Here is a 19,446-nt window from a genome sequence, read left to right as displayed (position 1 = left end):
TCGCGTTTGGGGTGCGCGTGGTTCGCACCCGGGTTTGGTTGGCAAGAAAAGGACGTAAGATGTTGTGCGTGTTTAACCTTTTCGGCAAACGGAAACAGTCTTCGAGCTTCACACCCCCGCGCGCGCCCGGCGAGACCATTCGCCCCGACGACGCGCAGTACTTAAAGCGGTGGGTCGAAGGCCGAAAGTTTGTCGAGGGCTACATCGAGCCGGAGACGATGGTCAATGAGATGTCGGTCGTGCTCGTCGATGAGCAAGGCAATTACACCCGCCGCCGCATCGGCGGCCCCAAAGGCATAGATGAGGTCTCCAGACTCTTGGGCATTTTGCTTTACGACGTCGAGGAGACCGGTTACCCAGACCGCATGCGCAAGAAAATGGAGCAGGAGAGAATCCTGCGTAAAAGGGCCGAACAACGGGAACGCCGCGCCAAGTTCGAGCGCGGCGAGAACCCGTATAGCTAGCTAGTTGGCGAGCTTGCCCTCGGCGATGGCCGAAAGGGTGGCCACGATGGTGCGCACCGGCACGCCGGTGGCGCGCTTCGGGGTGTAGCCGAAGACCGCATCGGTGTTAAACGCCGGGCCGGCGATGTCGACGTGGGCCCACTGGGTGCCCTCGCTGACAAACTTCGACAGGTACAGGCCGGCGAAAATCATGCCGCCGGTGCGTGCGTTGTGCACATTCCGGATGTCGGCGACCGGGGACTTCAGCTGCGCTTCCTGCTCTTCCAACAGCGGCATCGCCCAGGCGGGCTCGCCGAGGCTGCGCCCCGTTTCGGCGATAGCGTCGCGGAAGGCATCCGAGCCCATCACGCCGGCGGTACGCGAGCCGAGCGCAACCAGCTGCGCGCCGGTCAAGGTCGCTGTTTCGATGAGGAAGTCGGGGGTGTCCTGGCAGGCGCGCGCGATGGCGTCGGCAAGCACGAGGCGGCCCTCCGCATCGGTGTTGAGGATCTCCGAGGTCAAGCCGCCGTAGTGGGTGATGACATCGCCCGGGCGGGTGGCCGCGCCGGACGGCATGTTCTCCGCCAGCGGCAGCCAGGCGTCGATGCGCATGTCGATGCCCAGGCGGGCGGCGGCGACGATCGCGGCGAACTGCGCGGCTGAGCCACCCATATCGCTGATCATGTCCTCCATCTTCGCGCCCGGCTTCAGCGAGATGCCGCCGGTGTCGAAAGTGATGCCCTTGCCAACCAGGGCGGTGTGCGTGCCGGCGGCCTCCGGGTTGAGGGCGAGGTGCACCAGGCGCGGCGGGCGCTGCGAACCGCCGCCGACGGCGGTGATGCCGCCGAAGCCGTGCTCGGCAAGGTAGTCCTCGTCGAAAACCTCGACCGTGAGGCCGGCCTGGGTGCCGACTTCCTCCATGATCTTGGCGTACGCGGCGGGGTAGAGGTAGTTCGCCGGCGTGTTGACCAGGTCCCGGGCGAGGTTGACGGACTCAGCGATGGTGCGCGCCGTTTCGAAGGCCTGCGCATCCGCATCAACCACGGTGATCTCGGTGCTCACTTGTGCATGCTCTGCTGCCTCAGCGGTCTTGAAACCCTGGTAGGAGTAGCTGCCCAACAGCAGGCCCTCGACGACCGGGCCCACGCCGAACTCGGCGCTGACCGCAGCGGTGTCCACGCCGCTCAGCGAGCGGGCCGCGACACCGACGCCGCGGCGCACTGCCTCGTCGTCGATCTCATCGGCGGCGCCCAGGCCGAAGGCGATATACAGGGTGCCGTCGACAACGACGCGGTGGCACTCGCCAGCCTTGCCGGTGGCGCCCACGGCAGTCAGCGCCTCGAGCAGTCCCTCGGTAGTCAGCGAGGTCACGGGTAGCTCGGGCCCGGACTCTCCCGCTGCCACCGGCACGAGTCGTGCCGCCTCACTCGGCGCAGTGTCTGCCAGCGCAACAGACGCGGTCGTGCCTTGAACGGGAAGCGAGCAATCAAAAGCCATCGATAAAAACCTTTCTTCACAAGCCTGAATAAATACCAGTGCCATTTCAGCGTACCCGGGGAATTCGCGTCTCTGCCGCGAGTAGGGTAGTGCCCATGACAACCCTAGATTTCGCTATTAGCCAAAACCCCAACCCGGCAACCGACGCCGAGCGCAACGCCATTTTGGCCAACCCCGCCTTCGGCCAGGAGTTCACCGACCACATGGTCTCTATCGAGTGGACCGAGGACGAGGGCTGGCACAACGCCCAGGTGCGCCCGTATGGGCCGGTGACGCTGGACCCGGCCACTAACGTTTTCCACTACGGGCAGGCCATCTTTGAAGGGCTGAAGGCCTACCGTCACGCCGATGGCAGCATCACCACCTTCCGGCCTGAGCAAAACGCGGCCCGCATGCAGCATTCCGCACACCGCTTGGCCATGCCGGAGTTGCCGGAGGACCTGTTCATCGAGTCGCTGCGCCAGCTGGTCAACGTGGACAAGGCGTGGGTGCCGGAAGCCGGTGGCGAGGCGGCGCTGTACCTGCGCCCCTTCATGATCGGTACCGAGAAGACCCTGGGGGTCAAGCCCTCGCACTCCTTTACTTACTACGTCATCGCCTCCCCGGCGGGTGCGTACTTTGCCGGCGGGGTCAAGCCGGTCTCGGTCTGGGTGTCTAAGGAGTACGTCCGCGCCGCGCCGGGCGGCACCGGCGACGCGAAGTTTGCCGGTAACTACGCCGGCTCCCTGCTCGCCCAGGCCGAGGCGGAGGCTAAGGGCTGCGACCAGGTCGTGTGGTTGGACGCCATCGAGCGAAAATACATCGAAGAGATGGGCGGGATGAACCTCATGTTCGTCGAAGGCTCCGGCGAGAGCGCCAAACTGGTCACCCCGGCGCTGTCCGGCTCACTGCTTGCCGGCATTACGCGCAAGTCCCTGCTGCAGGTTGCCAAGGATATGGGCCTCGAGGTCGAGGAGCGCAAGATCACCGTCGAGGATTGGCGCGAGGGCGTGGAAAACGGCACCGTCACCGAGACCCTTGCCTGCGGTACCGCCGCAGTGCTGACCCCGGTTGGGCGTGTGAAGAGCGCGGACGGCGAGTTCACCATCAATAACAACGAGGCAGGCGAGCTGACCATGGCGCTGCGCGAGCGCCTCCGCGGTATCCAGGACGGCAGCGTGGAAGACACCCACGGCTGGAACTACACCCTGGTCGAGGCCTAAGCAGCGCCTAGTCTGCGCGAAGCGACTCGAGCACCTCGCTGACCATCTCCGCAGCCATGTTGAGCTGCGGCAGCGCGGCGAGTGCGCCCGTGGCCTGGCCGGCAGTGATATCCAGCGCCAGCACCGGGGTGAGCTCGAGCGCCTGTACGCAGCCGATGTGCGCGGGCTCCGGGCTTAAGCCCGCGGCGATCAACCAGCGCTTGGTGCCTGGGGCGAGTCGCTCGGCGGCGTAGGCGGCGACTGCGGGCAGCGCACCGTCGAGAAGCACTGGCGTGCGTCGCACTGCGGATTGAGCGATGAGGCCCACGAGGAAGGCCATATCCGGCCCGGAGATTTCCTCGAGCACCCGCTCGACGTCGTCGGCGAATCCGCGGGCGCGGAACATCGCGTCGCGGATCGCGGCGACCTTGACCTTCCACACTTCGTCATCGATGCCGGAGCCGCGGCCGATCGCGGCGACTGGCTCGGTGCGCGTGAGCGTGCCGTAGACCGCGGCGGCGACGGTCGTATCCGCGACGCCGACGTTGCCGGGAATGAGCAGGTCGGTGCCGGAATCGACCTCTTCGTCGGCGACCTGCATACCGCGCGTGATGGCGTCGGCGCACGCAGTCGCCGTCATCGCGGGCGCAACATCGATCGCCCCGGTGGGAGTTGCGAACTCATCGACGACGCGCACCGTGGCACCCGCCGCCCGCGCCGCGCTGTGTGCCGGGCCCCCGCCGGCGGCGAGCTGGGCGAGGAGGCGCCGTGTCGCTTCGACGTCCCAGGCGGAGACGCCGCGCTCGGCGATGCCGTGGTGCGCGGCAACGATCACGGCGCGGGGGCGCGCAAAGGGCGCAGGATCCGTCCCGGACTGCACGCTGGCCAGCTGCGCGCCAAGATCGCCGAGACGGCCAAGCGCGCGTCCGGACACCGAGCGCGCGAGCAAGCGCGAAACATTGCGGGCGCGGCCCGTATCCGGCGGCTCGATCGCTGGGAACAGCGGCGGGTTTTCAGCCATCGTTTAGACCTTCGCGCCGATGGCAACCTGCGGCTTCGGCGAGCGCCAATTACGCGGCTGGGACGCGCGGGAGAAGGCGTACATGCCCAGCCCGAAGCCGGTGTCGGTGGTCTCCGGGAACTTGGCGCGCACCGCCTTGTTCGCGCGGATGCCAATGATGAAGGCTTCGATGAAGATCGCCAGGATAAACACCATGGTCAGCGCAGACAGCGCGGTGGCCACGCGCGGCAGCCAGGTGCCGATCAGCATCACCAGCAGCAGCACGAGCGCGACCGGCATGACGTAGTTGTTGAAGAAGCGGCGAGCGTCGACCCAATCGCGCACGTAGCGGCGCACCTCGCCCTTGTCGCGGTCCATGAGGTAGCGCTCGTCGCCCGCATCCATGCGAGCCTGCATCTCGCGGTTCGCGCGGCGGTTTTCCGCGCGCTGCTCCTTTTTGTAGGCCTTCCACTCCTCTTTAGTCATCGAGGCCTTGAGGTCCTTGTTGCGCTGGGAGCGCTGCGCCGGCGTGAGCGCATCAGGATCGCGCAGGACGCCGCGCTTGATCTCCTGCTCGTGCCGCTTCGGCGTCGGGCGGCCCTTCGGCGGGGTGTAGCCCTTGGGGTAGGTGGGCTCGGGTTTCGCCTCGCTTGCCGACGCCACGTCGCCGGCCACCTCAGCCTGCTGCTCGGGTTGCTCTTCAGATTTCTGCCAGGGGAGTTTCACGCCCTCTAGGCTACAAGCAGGCTCGCGAAAGTAGGAATACGCCACCGGGGTCGTGCGTTGGATAGCGTGAACCCGGCACCTGGGGTGGCGACGGTTGCGCGCCGCTTCCGGGTGGGCACTATGATGGGGCCAACTCCGGCAACATATTTAAGGAGAGATTTCCATGACTGCACCTACCTCTGCAACTGGGGTGAACCTGACCGAGGCCGCCGCCGCGAAGGCGAAGGCACTGCTGGACCAAGAGGGCCGCACCGACCTGTCGCTGCGTATCGCGGTGCAGCCGGGCGGCTGCGCAGGCCTGCGCTACCAGCTCTACTTCGACGACCGTGACTTGGACGGCGACAAGGCCGACGAGGTCGGCGGCGTACGCCTTGTGGTGGACAAGATGAGCGTGCCGTACCTCACCGGCGCGACGATCGATTTTGCCGACACCATCGAGCAGCAGGGTTTCACCATCGATAACCCGAACGCCGGCGGTTCCTGCGCCTGCGGGGACTCGTTCAACTAAGTCGCGCGCGTTTTTCGCCCCGCTCACCGTCTTCGCCACGCTTGGCCGCGGTGGGCGGGGCTTCTGCGTATTGGCGCATACTCCAAAACGGCACGATCGTGCCGAAAATGCCGCTTGAATCGCGATGGGCGTGCAAATATACTCCTAAACGGCACGATCGTGCCGAAAAAGGTACTGAGATTTTTTGAGAGGCCACCTGTGACGCCCGCCCTCCCATGCATCGCCACACAAGTTCGTGAGCAACGACGTGCCATGCAGCTGACCCAAGCTGACGTGGCAGAGCTGGCGATGGTGTCGGAGCGGTTCATCCGCGAGTTCGAACAGGGGAAACCCTCCGTGCGACTGGATAAGGTCGAGGCGGTGCTGGCGGTGCTCGGCTTGGAACTTGCGGCGGTGCAGCACGTCCCGGAGGCACTGCGGTGACGGGGAACGCCGTGCAGGATGTTGCCGGGGTGTGGGTAAATGACACGCTCGCTGCCCGAATTGTGAAGCAAGACGGGGTCAATGCGTTTAGCTACGTTGAGGGGTACGCGGAAGCGGGAGGTTCCGCGGTCGCGACGACGCTGCCGCTGGGTAAGGAGGTGGCGACTCCCTCAGGCGCGCTACCTCCGTTCTTCACCGGGCTTTTGCCCGAGGGACGACGTCTCAGTGCGTTGCGGGCAAACCTGAAAGCATCATTGGATGATGAGCTAGCACTCTTGCTTGCCGTTGGTGGGAATACGGTCGGCAATGTGAGCGTGCTCCCGTGGGGACAGCGCCCACGGGAGCTCCCACCGCTCCTAGACGTGCAGGATGGGCACGGTGATTTTACGGCGTTGCTAGATCCGGCCGCGGAACACGATGCGCATGCACTTGCGGGCGTGCAGGAGAAGGCTTCGGCACGCAGCCTCGCGCTGCCGGTTCGGGGCGACGCAATATTGAAGGTCTCCCCACGAGAATTCCCGAATGTCGTGGAGAATGAAAGCACGTGCTTGGCAGCCTTTCGTAGTATGCCTTCGGCCCGCGGCCGCGTAGCGGAATCGCAGGTCGTCCACGATAGCCAGGGGAGAACGGGTTTGGTTGTCTCCCGTTTTGACGGCCACTTTCCACAGAAGTGTCCTGTTGAAGATGCTGCGCAACTTCTTGGCGTCTACCCAGCCGAAAAGTACAACGTGTCTTTTGAAGAAGTGTGTGACGCTATCTTGGGCGTTGTGGCGGCGCCATTGGTTGCCGCACGCGGCCTCGCGCAACAGTTGGCGTTTGCGTGGCTCTCAGGCAATGGGGACTTGCACGCGAAGAACCTGTCTGTCATGGATCGAGGTCGTGGGTTTGAGCTCACCCCCGTCTACGACATTCCGAGCACTGTCCCATATGGCGACACCTCGCTTGCACTCGCGGTTCGTGGCTCGACGTCCGGACTGAGTTACAAGAAGTTCAATGCCTTTGCATCTGAGCTGGGTTTGCCGGAGCGAGTCATTCGGAGAGTGGCTGACGAGGCACTCGTAGCCACAGCCACCCTCGCTCAGCAGCTCATTCGAGCGTGCGATTTTGATCCGCGCCGGGCGAGGGATCTGGAGCGGGTACTCCGCGCCCGTCGCGCGCACTGGTGAAGTGGACGCAAGCGTCTACGCCCCGCAGTCGTGCTGCTCGCGCAGCCACGCCTTCGCTTCGTCGAGGGCTTCGTCAGCGGTGGCGGTTGGGGAATCGGGCTCGATCGGGTCCTCGGCGAACTCCTCGCCGGTCCGTGCCTTGTCCTTAGCGATGGTGAGCATGAGCACGCTGCCATCCGGAAAGTCGTAGACCATGTTTGCGGAGGCGAAACCGGCAGTGGGGGTGCCGAAGGAGCGTGCGGTGTCCAGGCCGCGGAAGGCGAGCATGGTGGCTTCGCCGGATGAGGCGGTGGTGTCGTCGACAAGCACTGCGGTCGGGGCCTCCCACTTGCCGCCGGTCGTTTCCAGCGGGGTGCCGCCGCCGCGCACGGCGTTGCCTTCGACGGTGACTTGCGTGGTGTTCATGCGGCTGACGAATTCGAGCGCGGTGCCGTTGGGGAGAAGCGGGCTTAGGCCCGCGACCATGGGCCCCATGTCGCCGCCGTCGTTGCCGCGCAGGTCGACGATCGCGCCGCAGGCACCGCCGTCGCGCGCCTCGGTGAGTCCGTTGGCAAGCGTGTCGGCGTAGCCCTGGACGTCCTCGTCGCGGCTGATGCCGGGCACGGTGGCCAGCGCGATGCCGTCGGTAGTTTCGACGCCGACCTGGGCGGACGGGGCGATGCCGTCCTGGTTCGCTTCTTCGTGGTGGAGCTTGGAATGCTTGCCGCCGGCGGCGTGCACGGCGGCGTTGAGCGGCTCAATCAGTTCGTACTTGTGGCGCGCAGACTTGGCTGCTTCCTCGACCTCGGCGCGGGCGGCTGCGAACTCTTCCGAGTCGCCATAGATGCCCATCGATTCGGACAGATTGAGCACGGTGTTGGCGTACCGTTTTGGGGTGTCCGTGCCGAAGAAGCGGGCCTGACCGGTCATCTGCGCGGTCAGCGTCGGGCCCCAGACGTAGCCGGCGGCCGCGATAAGCAGAACGAGTGCGACAACAACGCCGCCGAGGATGCGAAGGACTTTCTTTGCTGTACTCATGCCTTCAATTTTCGCTGCGTGAGAGGTTGCAGGCAATGGTGACAGCGGGAGTCTTTGGGTAGAGCTAGCACTACCTTGTGGTGTTTGCGGGGAGGTGTGGCCGCGGGGCGCTGGACGCCCAAACGGAGCTAGCTCCATTTGGGCCAACGGCGTCTGTAAAACCCCAGTTCGCGGGGAGCCGTGATTGCTAAACGGAGCTAGCTCCATTTGGAGCAGCCTCAAAAACGACAAACCCGGCGTCAAAACACCAGGCCGACCGCAGCAAGGATGCGGCAGCCTCCGCCGCTCCTACAACGTGACCGGGTATTCCTTGTGCTCGATCTGGGGGTCGATGCGGTCCTCGACGAAGATGCCGTGCCAAATCATGAACGCGAGCACGGTCCACAGGCGTCGCGAGTGGTCGGAAATACCGTCGCGGTGTTCCTTGAGCATCTCGAGCACTTCCTTCTTGTTGAAGATGTGCTCGGTCTGCGACTCGGTGATCGTGTCCTGCGCCCAGCCGTAGAGTTCGTCGCCGGCAAGCCAGTACCGCATGGGCACCGGGAAGCCGAGCTTGCGGCGGTTGAGTACGTGTGCGGGCACGATCTGCTCCATCGCGCGGCGCAGCGCGTACTTCGTCGTCCCGTTCGCGATCTTCTGGTCGTAGGGGATTGTCTGCGCGACCTCGAAAACTTCCTTGTCCAGGAAGGGCACGCGCAGCTCCAGTGAGTTGGCCATGTTCATCTTGTCGGCCTTGACCAGGATGTCGCCGCGCATCCAGGTAAAGAGGTCGAGGTTCTGCATCCGCGCAACCGGGTCCATGCTTGTCGACGCCGCGTAAATCGGCGCCGTCACCTCGCGGTGATCCCACTGGCGCTTGGCCCAGGGCAGCACCCGGTTGAGCTGTTCGAAGTTAAAAGAGCGAGCGTTGCCGTAGTAGCGTTCCTCCATCGGCGTGGTGCCGCGCAGAAGCAGGCTCTTGCCCTTCATGCCCTCGGGCAGCACCTGACCGAGCTTGTTCAGCCCACGCAGCAGGGGAGAGGGCAGCTTTTCAAAGGGAGCGAGCGAGAGCGGTTCCTTATAGATGGTGTAGCCGCCGAAAAGTTCGTCGGCACCTTCGCCGGAAAGCACGACCTTGACGTGCTTGCGCGCTTCCTGTGCAACGAAGAACAGCGGGACGAGTGAGGGGTCGGCGACCGGGTCGTCCAAGTACCACATGATCTTCGGGATCGCGTTGGCGTACTCCTCGGGCGAGACAATCTTCACGATGTGCTCGACGCCAATCGCTTCGGCTGACTCGGCTGCCACATCCACCTCGGAATAGCCCTCGCGCTCGAAGCCGGTGGTAAAGGTCAAAAGATCCGGGTTGTGGCGCTTCGCCAGTGCGGCAATCGCGGTGGAGTCGATACCGCCGGAGAGGAAGGAGCCAACGGTGACGTCGGCTCGCATGTGCTTGGCCACCGAGTCCTCCAGGGCGGCGGCGATGCGGTCGTACAGATCCTGCTCTTTGCCTTTCGGCACGGGCTGGGATTGGAAGTGCGGCCTAAAGTAGCGCTCGCTGACTACCTCACCGCCGGGCGTGAGGGTGACGGTGCATCCGGACTCCACGCGGCGAATCGCGGCGTGCAGCGTCTCCGGCTCCGGCACGTACTGCAGGTCGACGTAGTGCTCAATCGCGCGGCGGTCTAGCCCGTTGTCTTGACCTTCAAGGTCGAGGCCGAGCGGCTGCGCCATCGCGAGGATCGATTTCTTCTCGGAAGCGAAGACCGTGCCGGCATCCGTGGTGGCGTAAAACAGCGGCTTAATGCCGAATTGGTCGCGCGCGGCAAACATCGTCTTGGTCTCGCTATCCCAGATGACGATGCCGAACATGCCGCGCAGGTGGTGGACGACGTCCTTGCCCCAGTGGTGGTAGCCCACCAGAATCGGCTCGCCGTCGCCGGAAGTATTGAAGGTATAGCCTGCGGCCTGCAGTTCTTCGCGCAGCTCGATGTAGTTGTAGATCTCGCCGTTAAACGTCATAGCGTAGCGAGTCGGGTTATCCTCCGGTCCCCAGCGCAGCGGCTGGTGGGAGTGCTCGAGGTCGATGATGGCCAGGCGGTTGAATCCGAAGACCGCATCCGCGTCGTGCCACGTGCCGGCGGCGTCGGGGCCACGGTGGTACATACAGGGCAGCGCCTCGTCCACGGCGGGAACGAAGGTGCTGGCATTGGAACCAGCGGTGAGCATTGCAAGCAGGCCACACATCGTAGGTTGAACCTTCTCCTTATATATATGGTGCGCCGCAGGGCGCATGGGTGCGCCCTCAAGGATAAGGTTCGCGGGACACAATCGGCGAACCGGACGCGGGTACGGCCCTTCAACCTTTAGCCCGTCCCCGAAAGGGGGCCAACTTTAGAATGAACTTTTTGCCAAAATATCCGGATTTATTATGGCGCAGGCCACATTTCTCCTGGCTTGGCGGGAAAAGCCAAGGGTGGCGGGTGGGCGTCGAGAAGCGAAGCCTGCGCACTTCGGAGCCCGAAACGACAATTCCATGGACGCGGGCTGGATGAACTAATCTAACGGGGTAGGAATGGGTAGGAATGCTCTGGCATCCCTATGGACGTTCAGTGTTTTCAATGAAGTGAAGTGTGGACAGGAAGGCAGACACACGTGGAAAAGGAAACAAAGCGCAGCTTTGCCAAGAAGCTTGGCGTCGCTGGTTCGCTCCTGCTCGGCGGCTTTGCGCTCGCGGGTTGTGACGTAGCCCCGCCGGAAGCTGTGGCCAAGGTGCTGGACATGGGCTGGCCGGATCCGGTCACCCCGGAGGGCGAGCAGCTCTACAACTTCTGGGTTTGGGTCTGGGTTGCTGCCTGGATCGTCGGCATTGTGATGTGGGGCCTGTTCCTCACTGCCATCTTCAAGTGGAACGGCAAGGCCAAGGAGAAGAAGGGCGAGGGCGAATTCCCGAAGCAGCTGCAGTACAACGTGCCGCTCGAGCTGGCGCTGACCATCGTGCCGATCGTGATCGTCATGGTGCTGTTCTTCTTCACCGTGCAGGCACAGACGCAGACCACGGCGCTGAACAAGGATCCGAAGGTCGCCGTTGATGTGACCGGCTACCAGTGGAACTGGAAGTTCGGCTACGCAGAGGTCGACGGCGAGTTCACCGCCAACGGCCAGAAGTACGAGGGCCGCGACGAGGAACGTCAGGCGCTCGCCGAGGAGTCCAAGCACGACCCGGAGGGGATGCCGAACGCAAACCCGATCCACGGCACCTCCATGGGCGACCAGTCGTACCTGAACTTCAACAACATCGAGACCGTTGGCACCTCCGAGGAGATCCCGGTGCTGGTGCTGCCGACCGAGACACCGATTGAGTTCCGTCTCGCATCCGGCGACGTCTCCCACGCATTCTGGGTTCCGGAGTTCCTGTTCAAGCGCGACGTGTACGCGCACCCGGAGGCAAACCAGCAGCAGCGCGCATTCCAGATCGAGCGCATTGAAGAGGAGGGCGCATTCGTCGGCCGCTGTGCTGAGATGTGCGGTACCTACCACTCCATGATGAACTTTGAGGTTCGCGCTGTCTCGCCGGAGAAGTTCAAGCAGTACATGGACTTCCGCATCGAGAACCCGCAGGCTCCGAACTCGGACGCACTGAAGGCAATTGGTGAGGAACCGTACGCAACGTCCACCCACCCGTTTGTTACCGACCGTGCGGGTACCCGCGACGGTAACAACGCCAACGTCCCCACCAACGCTTAAAGAAAGAAGGAGTGCAGAACAATGGGAGCTGGCTCAAAAGTTTTCTACGCAATCGGCACCTTCTTGGCCCTGATGGCGGTGGTGTACATTCTGTCCACCACGTGGATCGGTGAGGATGCCTACCTGTTCGGCCTTGAGTGGGTCGGCGGTGTTGCGCTCGTGCTTGCCACGGCACTGTGCTTCATGATGGCGGTCTACCTCGACTTCACCGAGCGCCGCATGGACATTGTCCCCGAGGACTGGGAAGAGGCGGAGATCGAAGACGGCGCTGGCGTGCTCGGCTTCTTCTCACCGAACTCGATCTGGCCCTTCGCAATGTCCGGCGCGATCTTCTTCCTCGGCTTGGGTATCGCCTTCTACCAGCTGTGGCTGATCGCATTCGGCGCGGTCTTCCTCGTCTGGACCACCACGCAGCTCAACCTGCAGTACGGTATCCCGCGCGAGAAGCACTAAGCGCTCGAGCATTTTCCCGCACGCCTTCGCGGGAGTGACCTCGCCTCGGCACCTTCGGGTGTCGGGGCGTTTTGCTTTGCGACGCCCACGTGACACAGGGGTCAACCGAAAGTAGGTCTTGCACCCGCTTTCCTTGGTCTATGGGTGTGAGAAGGGGCACATTTGGGAACTTGCCGCGCGGGCAGTGCAACGGGGGCGCACGTGCAGGTTGTTCCTCGCGAAGTTGCGAAAAATTTGGGGAAGGGAAACGCGCTGCCTTGACCTGCATGGATGTGCGTCGGATAGCGCGGTGAAATAGTTCCCGGGTTTGCGAAAAAGTTTTTTGCGGATTTTCGTAGCAGGGAAAACGGCTGGTTGGGGCGCGATTGGCAGAAAAATTTCGGGGGTATCCGAGATGACTTTCAGACGAAAACAGGCCATAATCACATGCGTGACGACCGCAATTTCTAACCAAGGTATGGCGACACCGCAGAATCGTGTCCCCTCGCTGAACCGACCGAACATGGTCAGCGTGGGCACGATCGCGTTCCTCGCCCAAGAGTTGATGTTCTTTGCCGGCTTGTTCGCGATGTACTTCACCTCGCGCGCAAACGGCTTGGCAGCCGGTGACTGGGAGAACCAGACGGCACACCTGAACGTGATGTTCGGCCTGATCATCACCATCGTTCTGGTTGCTTCCTCTGTGACCTCTCAGTTCGGCGTGTTTGCTGCAGAAAGGGGTGACGTATTCGGCCTGCGTAAGTGGTTCTCCGTGACCATCCTGCTCGGCGTGGTCTTCCTCGGCCTCGTGGCGTACGAGTGGACGGAGATGGTCATTAACGGTGTGACCGTGCAGTCCAGCGTGTACGGCTCGGTGTTCTACATCATCACCGGCTTCCACATGGCGCACGTGACCGCCGGCATCCTGGCTTTCGTCGTGGTGCTGCTTCGCGTTGCGAAGTCCAAGTTCACCCCGGCGCAGGCAACGGCTGCGATGGTGACCTCGTACTACTGGCACTTCGTTGACGTGGTGTGGATCGGCGTGTTCACCACCCTGTACCTGGTGCAGTAGTCCAGGAAACGCACAAAGCTCGAATAGTCGCTAAAAGGAAGCAAGATGGAAAACACACCTAAGAAGAAGCGTCGCGGTCGCAAGACCCAACGCACCGTTGCTGGTGCCGCTGCGCTGACGCTCGGGCTCACCGGCGCGGGCCTTCTGGCATCCGCGCTGACCCCGAACGCGCAGGTTGCCACCGCCGAGCGCGATGAGCAGGCAATGGTCCAGGAGGGCAAGGACATTTACGACGTGGCCTGCATCACCTGCCACGGCGCAAACCTCCAGGGCGTCGAAGGCCGCGGCCCGTCGCTGGTGGGTACCGGCGAAGGTGCCGTGTACTTCCAGGTCAACTCCGGCCGTATGCCGATGATGTCGAATGACGCGCAGGCTGAGCGCAAGCGCCCGCGCTACACCGAGTCTCAGGCGCTCGCGTTGGCTGCGTACGTCGCAGCCAACGGCGGCGGCCCTGAGCTCGTTTACGACGACAACGGCGACGTCGCCAAGGAATCGCTGCGCGGCAAGGACTACGACGGCCAGATTCAGCCCGCCGACGTCGCCCGCGGTTCCGAGCTGTTCCGCCTCAACTGCGCCTCCTGCCACAGCTTCACCGGCCGTGGCGGTGCGCTGTCCTCCGGTAAGTACGCCCCGGTGCTCGACCCCGCCAATGAGCAGGAGATCTACCAGGCGATGCTGACCGGCCCGCAGAACATGCCGAAGTTCTCCGACCGCCAGCTCAGCGCTGACGAGAAGAAGGACATCATCGCCTTCATCAAGTCCTCGAAGGAGACCCCGAGCCCGGGCGGCTGGTCGCTCGGCGGACTTGGCCCGGTCTCTGAGGGCATGGCTATGTGGATCATTGGCGTGACGCTGGTCGCTGCCGCTGCTATCTGGATTGGATCGCGCTCATGAGTGAAGTAAAGAAGAATTACACCAACGAAGAGCTGGACCGCATGAGCAATGCGGAGCTCGCTGCGCTCGGCACCGAGCTTGACGACGTCACCGTTGCCTACCGCAAGGAGCGCTTCCCAGTCGAGGGCGACCCGCGCGAGAAGGCCGCCGCCACCGGCATCAACATTTGGCTGCTCATCTCCATCATCTGCGGCCTCGCCTTCCTCGGCGTGTACCTGTTCTGGCCGTGGGAGCCGAAGTTCCACGGCGACGAGGGCCTCTGGATCTACACGCTCTACACCCCGCTGCTCGGCCTGACCTCCGGCCTCGGTTTCGTGTCGCTGGGTATCGCCATCGTGCAGTACGTGAAGAAGTTCATTCCGGAAGAGATTTCGGTGCAGCGCCGCCACGACGGTCGCTCCAGCGAGCTCGACCGTCGAACCACCACCGCACTGCTCAACGACGCGTGGGAGACCTCCACGTTTGGGCGTCGTAAAGCAATGCAGGGTCTGCTTGGCGGTGCCGGCGTGCTGGCTGGCCTGATGGTCATCGCCCCGCTCGGCGGCATGATCAAGAACCCGTGGCGCGAGCGTCACGAGCTTAACTACATGGGCGACGGCACGCTGTGGACCCACGGCTGGACCATCCAGGAGAAGGGCGTGAAGGTCTACCTCGGCCGCGACACCGGCGCTATCGCCGAGCTGCACGAGGGCGAGACCGGCTCGCACTACACCACCGCAGGTGTGTCCCGCCTCGTGCGCATGCGCCCGGAGGACCTGGCTGCGGCGTCCATGGAGACGGTCTTCCCGCTCTACGCGGACGACGTCAACGATGGTAAGGAATACGACCCGGATCGCGACGTGTACGAGCAGCACATGCACTCGCTGCACGGCCCGCGTAACGCCGTCATGCTGATCCGCCTGCGCTCCGCTGACGCAAAGCGCGTTGTTGAGCGCGAGGGGCAGGAGGACTTCCACTACGGCGATTACTACGCATACTCCAAGATTTGCACGCACATCGGTTGCCCGACCTCGCTCTACGAGGCGCAGACCAACCGCATCCTGTGTCCGTGCCACCAGTCGCAGTTCGATGCACTGCACTACGGCAAGCCGATCTTCGGCCCCGCCGCACGTGCGTTGCCGCAGCTTCCTGTGACTGTTGACGAAGAAGGTTACCTCATCGCCAACGGCAACTTCATCGAGCCCGTCGGCCCGGCATTCTGGGAGCGTAAGTCCTAATGAGTACAAAACTTGCACAAGCCGCGGACAACGTTGATTCGCGGTACACGATCTCGGGGGTTCTGCGCCCCCAGCTGAACAAGGTCTTCCCGAGCCACTGGTCCTTCATGCTTGGCGAGATGGCCCTGTACAGCTTCATCATCCTGCTGTTCACCGGCGTCTACCTGGCGCTGTTCTTCGACCCGTCGATCACCAAGGTGATTTACGACGGCGGCTACCTGCCGCTCAACGGCGTCGAGATGTCCCGCGCCTACGCCACCGCACTGAACATCTCCTTTGAGGTCCGCGGCGGCCTGTTCGTCCGTCAGATGCACCACTGGGCTGCTCTGATGTTCATGATGGCCATGTTCGCGCACATGATGCGCATCTTCTTCACCGGCGCGTTCCGTCGCCCGCGTGAGGCAAACTGGATCATCGGCGTGACCCTGATCCTGCTCGGCATGATCGAGGGCTTCATGGGCTACTCCCTGCCGGACGACCTGCTCTCCGGCGTCGGCCTGCGCATTATGTCCGCCATCATCGTTGGCCTGCCGATCATCGGCACCTGGATGCACTGGGCAATCTTCGGCGGCGACTTCCCGTCCGATCTGATGCTGGACCGCTTCTACATCCTGCACGTGCTCATCGTGCCGGGCATCATCCTCGCGCTGATCGCGGCGCACCTGCTGCTCGTCTGGTTCCAGAAGCACACCCAGTTCCCGGGCCCGGGCCGCACCGAGAACAACGTTGTTGGCATCCGCATCATGCCGGTCTTCGCCGTCAAGGCGATCGGCTTCATGATGTTCGTCTTCGGCGTCCTCGCCGCGATGGCCGGCCTGACCACCATCAACGGCATTTGGAACATCGGCCCATACAACCCGTCGCAGGTCTCCGCCGGTTCGCAGCCTGACGTGTACATGCTCTGGACTGACGGCGCTGCCCGTGTCATGCCGGCGTGGGAGCTCTACCTGGGCAACTACACCATCCCGGGCGCCTTCTGGGTCGCCCTGCTCTGTGGCCTGCTGGTCGTCCTGCTGCTGACCTACCCCTTCATTGAGAAGAAGATCACCGGCGACGACGCCCACCACAACCTGCTGCAGCGCCCGCGCGACGTCCCGGTGCGTACCTCCATCGGCGTCATGGGCATCGTGTTCTTCATGCTGCTGACCATCTCCGGTGGTAACGACCACGTGGCACACTTCTTCCAGATCTCGCTGAACGCGATGACTTGGTTCGGCCGCATCGGCCTGATCGTGCTGCCGCCGCTGGCATACTTCATCACCTACCGCCTGTGCATCGGTCTGCAGCGCTCTGACCGCGAGGTCCTGGAGCACGGCATCGAGACCGGCATCATTAAGAAGCTGCCGAACGGCGCGTTCGTGGAGATCCACCAGCCGCTCGGCCCGGTCGACGAGCACGGCCACCCGGTCCCGCTCGAGTACGCAGGTGCTCGCGTGCCGAAGCAGCTCAACCAGCTCGGCTTCGCGGACTCCGAGTCCCTCGGCGCATTCAAGCCGGCAGAGCTCGGCCTGTCCGAGCGTGTCCGCGACGCGGAGGCGCAGAAGCACCACGAAGAGGTGGAGACGCTGCGCAAGCTCGAGGAGACCAAGCACCTCGACGACCGCGACGCCACCCACGACAACAGCCACTAACGCGCTGAAGATATAGCGGTCGCGAAAGGGGCCCTTCCCATGGGGGAGGGGCCCCTTTTCTGTGCGGTATTGTCACGCAGCGGCGGGGCAATGTTTACAGTGTGACGGAGAACACAGAAGAAATATTTATGAACCGGAGAACAGTTGCCGCATGCTATGGCGGGCTCCGACGGCGATGAAAACACGCAGGTAGGGGTGATGGTTTGGCCGTGAAAGTGGCGCGAGCGTGCGTCGCGGATTCGGCGCCCAGTCACGCAAACGGCCGGAAACGATTCAATAACGGATTTGTAACAACCTTAGGGTTGGACAAACTTGTTGCCGTTTCGTAATCTGTTCGAGACATTGCGACAACAGCCGTTGCTTGCAAGGTACGAAAACAAAACATATGAGCCGCACACCACGGTGCCGCAGGCACCGTGGAACCGGGGAACCGCACTTGACTACGAGGGTGGATGGCGCGCCACAAGGCGAGCCAGGGCAGATTCTCACGGCCCAGCCCGAATGGCCACCCGGTAGGCGAAGAGAAGATATGGAGAAACTTACAATGGCAAAGCACCGTCGCCAGACCACGAACACCGCAGTCCGCACCGCGGCTGCCGCAACCGCCGTCGTCGCAGGCGCCACTCTGATGGTACCGACCACTGCGCAGGCAGCTGAGGTCCGCGTGCCGAACTCTCCGGTTGCTGCACAGATCCCGGGCATTGAGAACATTCCGGGTATCGCCAACATCCCGGGCATCGAGGCCTGGATCCCGTCCCTGGCCGGCAAGGCCGACGGCGGCCGCTACGAGCAGGCACTCGCTCAGGTCAAGGCGCTGCCGGGCATCTCCAACGTCCCGGGCTTCAGCCAGTTCATCGCGAACGTCGAGGCGCAGGTGCTGCCGCAGCAGCCGGCGCAGACCGTCGCGAAGCAGTACTCCGCACCCGTGTCCGCACCGGCTCCGGTCCAGGCTCCGCAGAAGACGCAGGGCGAGCGTATCGTCGAGATCGCGCGCACCAAGATCGGTTCCCCGTACGTGTACGGTGCGGCCGGCCCGAACGCTTTCGACTGCTCCGGCTTCACCTCCTGGGTCTACGCTCAGGCTGGCAAGTCCATCCCGCGTACCTCGCAGGCGCAGGCATCCGCTGGCACCCCGGTGTCGCTGGACAACATCCAGCCGGGTGACATCGTCGCGTACTACGGCGGCGCTTCCCACGTGGCTATCTACGCGGGCAACGGCATGATCATCGACGCGCTCAACAGCGGTACGCCGGTGGGCGAGCGTCCGCTGAACATGATGCCGATCCACTCTGTCGTCCGCTTCTAAAAAGCTTCTCGACGACCACAGCTTTCACACCCGTACCAATCCGTAGCGGATTGGGCGGGTGTGCTTTTCTTGGTAACGCAACCTGGCTATAGTAATAACGGTTTTATTAACAACTCCGCGCTTTGTGGTCACAATCGGCGCGGTTGCATGGGAAAAAGGGGACCTGTCGTGGGCAAGCATTCTCTCTCCACGCGCGGAAATGCGCGCGCTACCCGCCGCGCATTGGCAGTCAGCGGCCTGGCGGCACTCGCCGCGGGCAGCCTCGCGCCGCTAGCGGGCGCTGACGACGTCGACGCCCTCATCGCGCAGCTCGAGGATGTGTCCCACGAGGCGACTGCGAAGTCGGAAGAGATCAAGGCTTTAGAGGACGAGGTTGCAGCGTCGGAGCGCAAGATCGGCGAGGCCGAGGAGCGCGCCGCCTCAGCCCGCGCCGCCGCGCAGGAAGCCAACGGTGCGAAGGCTGACTTCCAGCGCAACGTGAACGACCTCGCGCAGTCGAAGTACCGCAACACCGACTCCGAGGTCCTGCTCACCACCCTCGAATCCGGGAGCCCGCAGGCAGCGATCGACCGGGCAGCCTACTTAGGTTCGCTTTCGCGCAAGGCGGAGCGCACCCTGAGCGAGCTTAACGACGCCAACGAGCAGGCCGCCTCCCGCGCCCGCGCCGCAAACATCGCGAAGGCCGAAGCGCAGTACAACCGCAACCAGCTCGCCGTCCAGCTCGACACCCTGCATCGTGAACGCGACGAGCTTGACGAACAGATTCGTGAGATCGAGGCCAAAGTTGATGGCCTGAGCGAAGAGGACCGCCGCCGCTGGGTAGAAAAGGATGGCCCAGTCAGCCACGACCTGCCTGCAGCCGATTCTGGCGTCGTTGCCGCGGCGATGGCGCAGCTGGGTAAGCCGTACGGCTGGGGCGCGGCCGGCCCGGACGCCTTCGACTGCTCCGGGCTGATGGTTTGGGCCTATAGCCAAAACGGCATTGGCATTCCGCGTACCTCGCAGGCGCAGCTGGCGGGTGGCACCCCGGTCTCCATGGGTGAGCTGCAGCCGGGCGACATTATCGGGTACTACCCGGGTGTCACCCACGTCGGTATGTACATCGGCGATGGCATGGTGGTGCACGCTTCCGACTACGGCATCCCGGTCCAAGTCGTCCCCGTCGACTCGATGCCGGCACAGGGCGCGGTGCGCTACTAGCTAGCCC

The 19,446-nt window shown here is 63.6% G+C and carries 18 protein-coding genes; 13 read left to right on the top strand and 5 right to left on the bottom strand.

Annotated elements, in window-relative coordinates:
- Nucleotides 1-68 precede the first annotated feature (68 nt).
- Nucleotides 69-464, top strand: a complete 396-nt coding sequence (locus M3G14_RS01440) for an oxidoreductase (RefSeq protein ID WP_259924172.1) — start codon at nt 69-71, stop codon at nt 462-464.
- Here M3G14_RS01440 and M3G14_RS01435 read toward each other — a convergent pair whose 3' ends face one another.
- Entirely contained in the window at nt 465-1,940 is a 1,476-nt protein-coding gene (locus tag M3G14_RS01435; RefSeq protein ID WP_259924171.1) for a leucyl aminopeptidase, read from the bottom strand.
- Between the two features lie 95 nt (nt 1,941-2,035).
- On the opposite strand from M3G14_RS01435, the gene M3G14_RS01430 reads away from it, so the two are divergent.
- Nucleotides 2,036-3,142 (top strand): branched-chain amino acid aminotransferase, encoded by a 1,107-nt coding sequence (locus M3G14_RS01430; RefSeq protein ID WP_259924169.1) that lies wholly within the window; start codon nt 2,036-2,038, stop codon nt 3,140-3,142.
- Between the two features lie 7 nt (nt 3,143-3,149).
- On the opposite strand, the gene M3G14_RS01425 is transcribed toward M3G14_RS01430, so the two are convergent.
- Entirely contained in the window at nt 3,150-4,142 is a 993-nt protein-coding gene (locus M3G14_RS01425) for a nicotinate-nucleotide--dimethylbenzimidazole phosphoribosyltransferase (protein ID WP_259924167.1), read from the bottom strand.
- A gap of 3 nt (nt 4,143-4,145) precedes the next feature.
- Nucleotides 4,146-4,847 carry a DUF3043 domain-containing protein gene (locus tag M3G14_RS01420; RefSeq protein WP_259924166.1) on the bottom strand — a complete coding sequence of 234 codons (702 nt, stop codon included), beginning with the start codon at nt 4,845-4,847 and terminating at the stop codon, nt 4,146-4,148.
- Nucleotides 4,848-5,010: 163 nt separating this feature from the next.
- On the opposite strand from M3G14_RS01420, the gene M3G14_RS01415 reads away from it, so the two are divergent.
- The 3 genes from M3G14_RS01415 (at nt 5,011) to M3G14_RS01405 (ending at nt 6,944) form a co-directional block, all read left to right on the top strand.
- Nucleotides 5,011-5,355: an iron-sulfur cluster assembly accessory protein gene (locus M3G14_RS01415; protein ID WP_259924164.1), complete on the top strand. Its 345-nt coding sequence runs from the start codon at nt 5,011-5,013 to the stop codon at nt 5,353-5,355.
- A gap of 159 nt (nt 5,356-5,514) precedes the next feature.
- Nucleotides 5,515-5,778 (top strand): helix-turn-helix transcriptional regulator, encoded by a 264-nt coding sequence (locus M3G14_RS01410; RefSeq protein ID WP_396122166.1) that lies wholly within the window; start codon nt 5,515-5,517, stop codon nt 5,776-5,778.
- A gap of 11 nt (nt 5,779-5,789) precedes the next feature.
- On the top strand, nt 5,790-6,944 hold the full coding sequence (locus M3G14_RS01405) for a type II toxin-antitoxin system HipA family toxin (RefSeq protein WP_259924160.1): 1,155 nt from the start codon (nt 5,790-5,792) through the stop codon (nt 6,942-6,944).
- A gap of 15 nt (nt 6,945-6,959) precedes the next feature.
- Here the strand turns inward: M3G14_RS01405 and M3G14_RS01400 are convergent, their stop codons facing one another.
- Nucleotides 6,960-7,961, bottom strand: coding sequence for a S41 family peptidase (locus tag M3G14_RS01400; protein WP_259924159.1), 1,002 nt, complete (start codon nt 7,959-7,961; stop codon nt 6,960-6,962).
- Nucleotides 7,962-8,249: 288 nt separating this feature from the next.
- Nucleotides 8,250-10,187, bottom strand: coding sequence for an asparagine synthase (glutamine-hydrolyzing) (gene asnB / locus M3G14_RS01395; RefSeq protein ID WP_259924157.1), 1,938 nt, complete (start codon nt 10,185-10,187; stop codon nt 8,250-8,252).
- A gap of 408 nt (nt 10,188-10,595) precedes the next feature.
- Here asnB and M3G14_RS01390 point away from each other — a divergent pair, with 408 nt between their 5' ends.
- The 8 genes from M3G14_RS01390 to M3G14_RS01355 all read left to right on the top strand — a co-directional run bounded on the left by M3G14_RS01390 (nt 10,596) and on the right by M3G14_RS01355 (nt 19,439).
- Nucleotides 10,596-11,687 (top strand): cytochrome c oxidase subunit II, encoded by a 1,092-nt coding sequence (locus M3G14_RS01390; protein WP_259924156.1) that lies wholly within the window; start codon nt 10,596-10,598, stop codon nt 11,685-11,687.
- A 21-nt stretch (nt 11,688-11,708) separates the two neighbouring features.
- On the top strand, nt 11,709-12,140 hold the full coding sequence (locus M3G14_RS01385) for a cytochrome c oxidase subunit 4 (RefSeq protein WP_259924154.1): 432 nt from the start codon (nt 11,709-11,711) through the stop codon (nt 12,138-12,140).
- Nucleotides 12,141-12,570: 430 nt separating this feature from the next.
- Nucleotides 12,571-13,191, top strand: coding sequence for a heme-copper oxidase subunit III (locus M3G14_RS01380; RefSeq protein WP_259924153.1), 621 nt, complete (start codon nt 12,571-12,573; stop codon nt 13,189-13,191).
- Between the two features lie 45 nt (nt 13,192-13,236).
- A complete protein-coding gene (locus M3G14_RS01375; RefSeq protein WP_259924150.1) occupies nt 13,237-14,085 on the top strand; it encodes a cytochrome c in 849 nt (282 codons plus the stop codon).
- On the top strand, nt 14,082-15,302 hold the full coding sequence (locus tag M3G14_RS01370) for a ubiquinol-cytochrome c reductase iron-sulfur subunit (RefSeq protein WP_259924143.1): 1,221 nt from the start codon (nt 14,082-14,084) through the stop codon (nt 15,300-15,302). The genes M3G14_RS01375 and M3G14_RS01370 overlap by 4 nt, the downstream gene beginning before the upstream one ends.
- Complete coding sequence (locus M3G14_RS01365; protein ID WP_259924142.1) at nt 15,302-16,933, top strand: cytochrome bc complex cytochrome b subunit; 1,632 nt, start codon at nt 15,302-15,304, stop codon at nt 16,931-16,933. Before M3G14_RS01370 ends, M3G14_RS01365 begins: the two co-directional genes overlap by 1 nt.
- A 544-nt stretch (nt 16,934-17,477) precedes the next feature.
- Nucleotides 17,478-18,239: a C40 family peptidase gene (locus M3G14_RS01360; protein ID WP_259924140.1), complete on the top strand. Its 762-nt coding sequence runs from the start codon at nt 17,478-17,480 to the stop codon at nt 18,237-18,239.
- A gap of 168 nt (nt 18,240-18,407) precedes the next feature.
- Nucleotides 18,408-19,439 carry a C40 family peptidase gene (locus M3G14_RS01355; protein WP_259924139.1) on the top strand — a complete coding sequence of 344 codons (1,032 nt, stop codon included), beginning with the start codon at nt 18,408-18,410 and terminating at the stop codon, nt 19,437-19,439.
- Nucleotides 19,440-19,446 lie beyond the last annotated feature (7 nt).

The sequence above is a fragment of the Corynebacterium sp. p3-SID1056 genome, from assembly GCF_025152525.1.
Lineage (GTDB): Bacteria > Actinomycetota > Actinomycetes > Mycobacteriales > Mycobacteriaceae > Corynebacterium.
Note: the sequence above shows the minus strand (reverse complement) of the source record. Positions and strands in the feature narration are given on the sequence as shown.

What these genes read in the sequence shown, in the direction of transcription:
- M3G14_RS01435 (WP_259924171.1), bottom strand. Translation starts at nt 1,940, where the DNA reads ATGGCTTTTGATTGCTCGCTTCCCGTTCAAGGCACGACCGCGTCTGTT.
- M3G14_RS01430 (WP_259924169.1), top strand. Translation starts at nt 2,036, where the DNA reads ATGACAACCCTAGATTTCGCTATTAGCCAAAACCCCAACCCGGCAACC.
- M3G14_RS01425 (WP_259924167.1), bottom strand. Translation starts at nt 4,142, where the DNA reads ATGGCTGAAAACCCGCCGCTGTTCCCAGCGATCGAGCCGCCGGATACG.
- M3G14_RS01415 (WP_259924164.1), top strand. Translation starts at nt 5,011, where the DNA reads ATGACTGCACCTACCTCTGCAACTGGGGTGAACCTGACCGAGGCCGCC.
- M3G14_RS01400 (WP_259924159.1), bottom strand. Translation starts at nt 7,961, where the DNA reads ATGAGTACAGCAAAGAAAGTCCTTCGCATCCTCGGCGGCGTTGTTGTC.
- asnB (WP_259924157.1), bottom strand. Translation starts at nt 10,187, where the DNA reads ATGTGTGGCCTGCTTGCAATGCTCACCGCTGGTTCCAATGCCAGCACC.
- M3G14_RS01385 (WP_259924154.1), top strand. Translation starts at nt 11,709, where the DNA reads ATGGGAGCTGGCTCAAAAGTTTTCTACGCAATCGGCACCTTCTTGGCC.
- M3G14_RS01375 (WP_259924150.1), top strand. Translation starts at nt 13,237, where the DNA reads ATGGAAAACACACCTAAGAAGAAGCGTCGCGGTCGCAAGACCCAACGC.
- M3G14_RS01370 (WP_259924143.1), top strand. Translation starts at nt 14,082, where the DNA reads ATGAGTGAAGTAAAGAAGAATTACACCAACGAAGAGCTGGACCGCATG.
- M3G14_RS01365 (WP_259924142.1), top strand. Translation starts at nt 15,302, where the DNA reads ATGAGTACAAAACTTGCACAAGCCGCGGACAACGTTGATTCGCGGTAC.
- M3G14_RS01360 (WP_259924140.1), top strand. Translation starts at nt 17,478, where the DNA reads ATGGCAAAGCACCGTCGCCAGACCACGAACACCGCAGTCCGCACCGCG.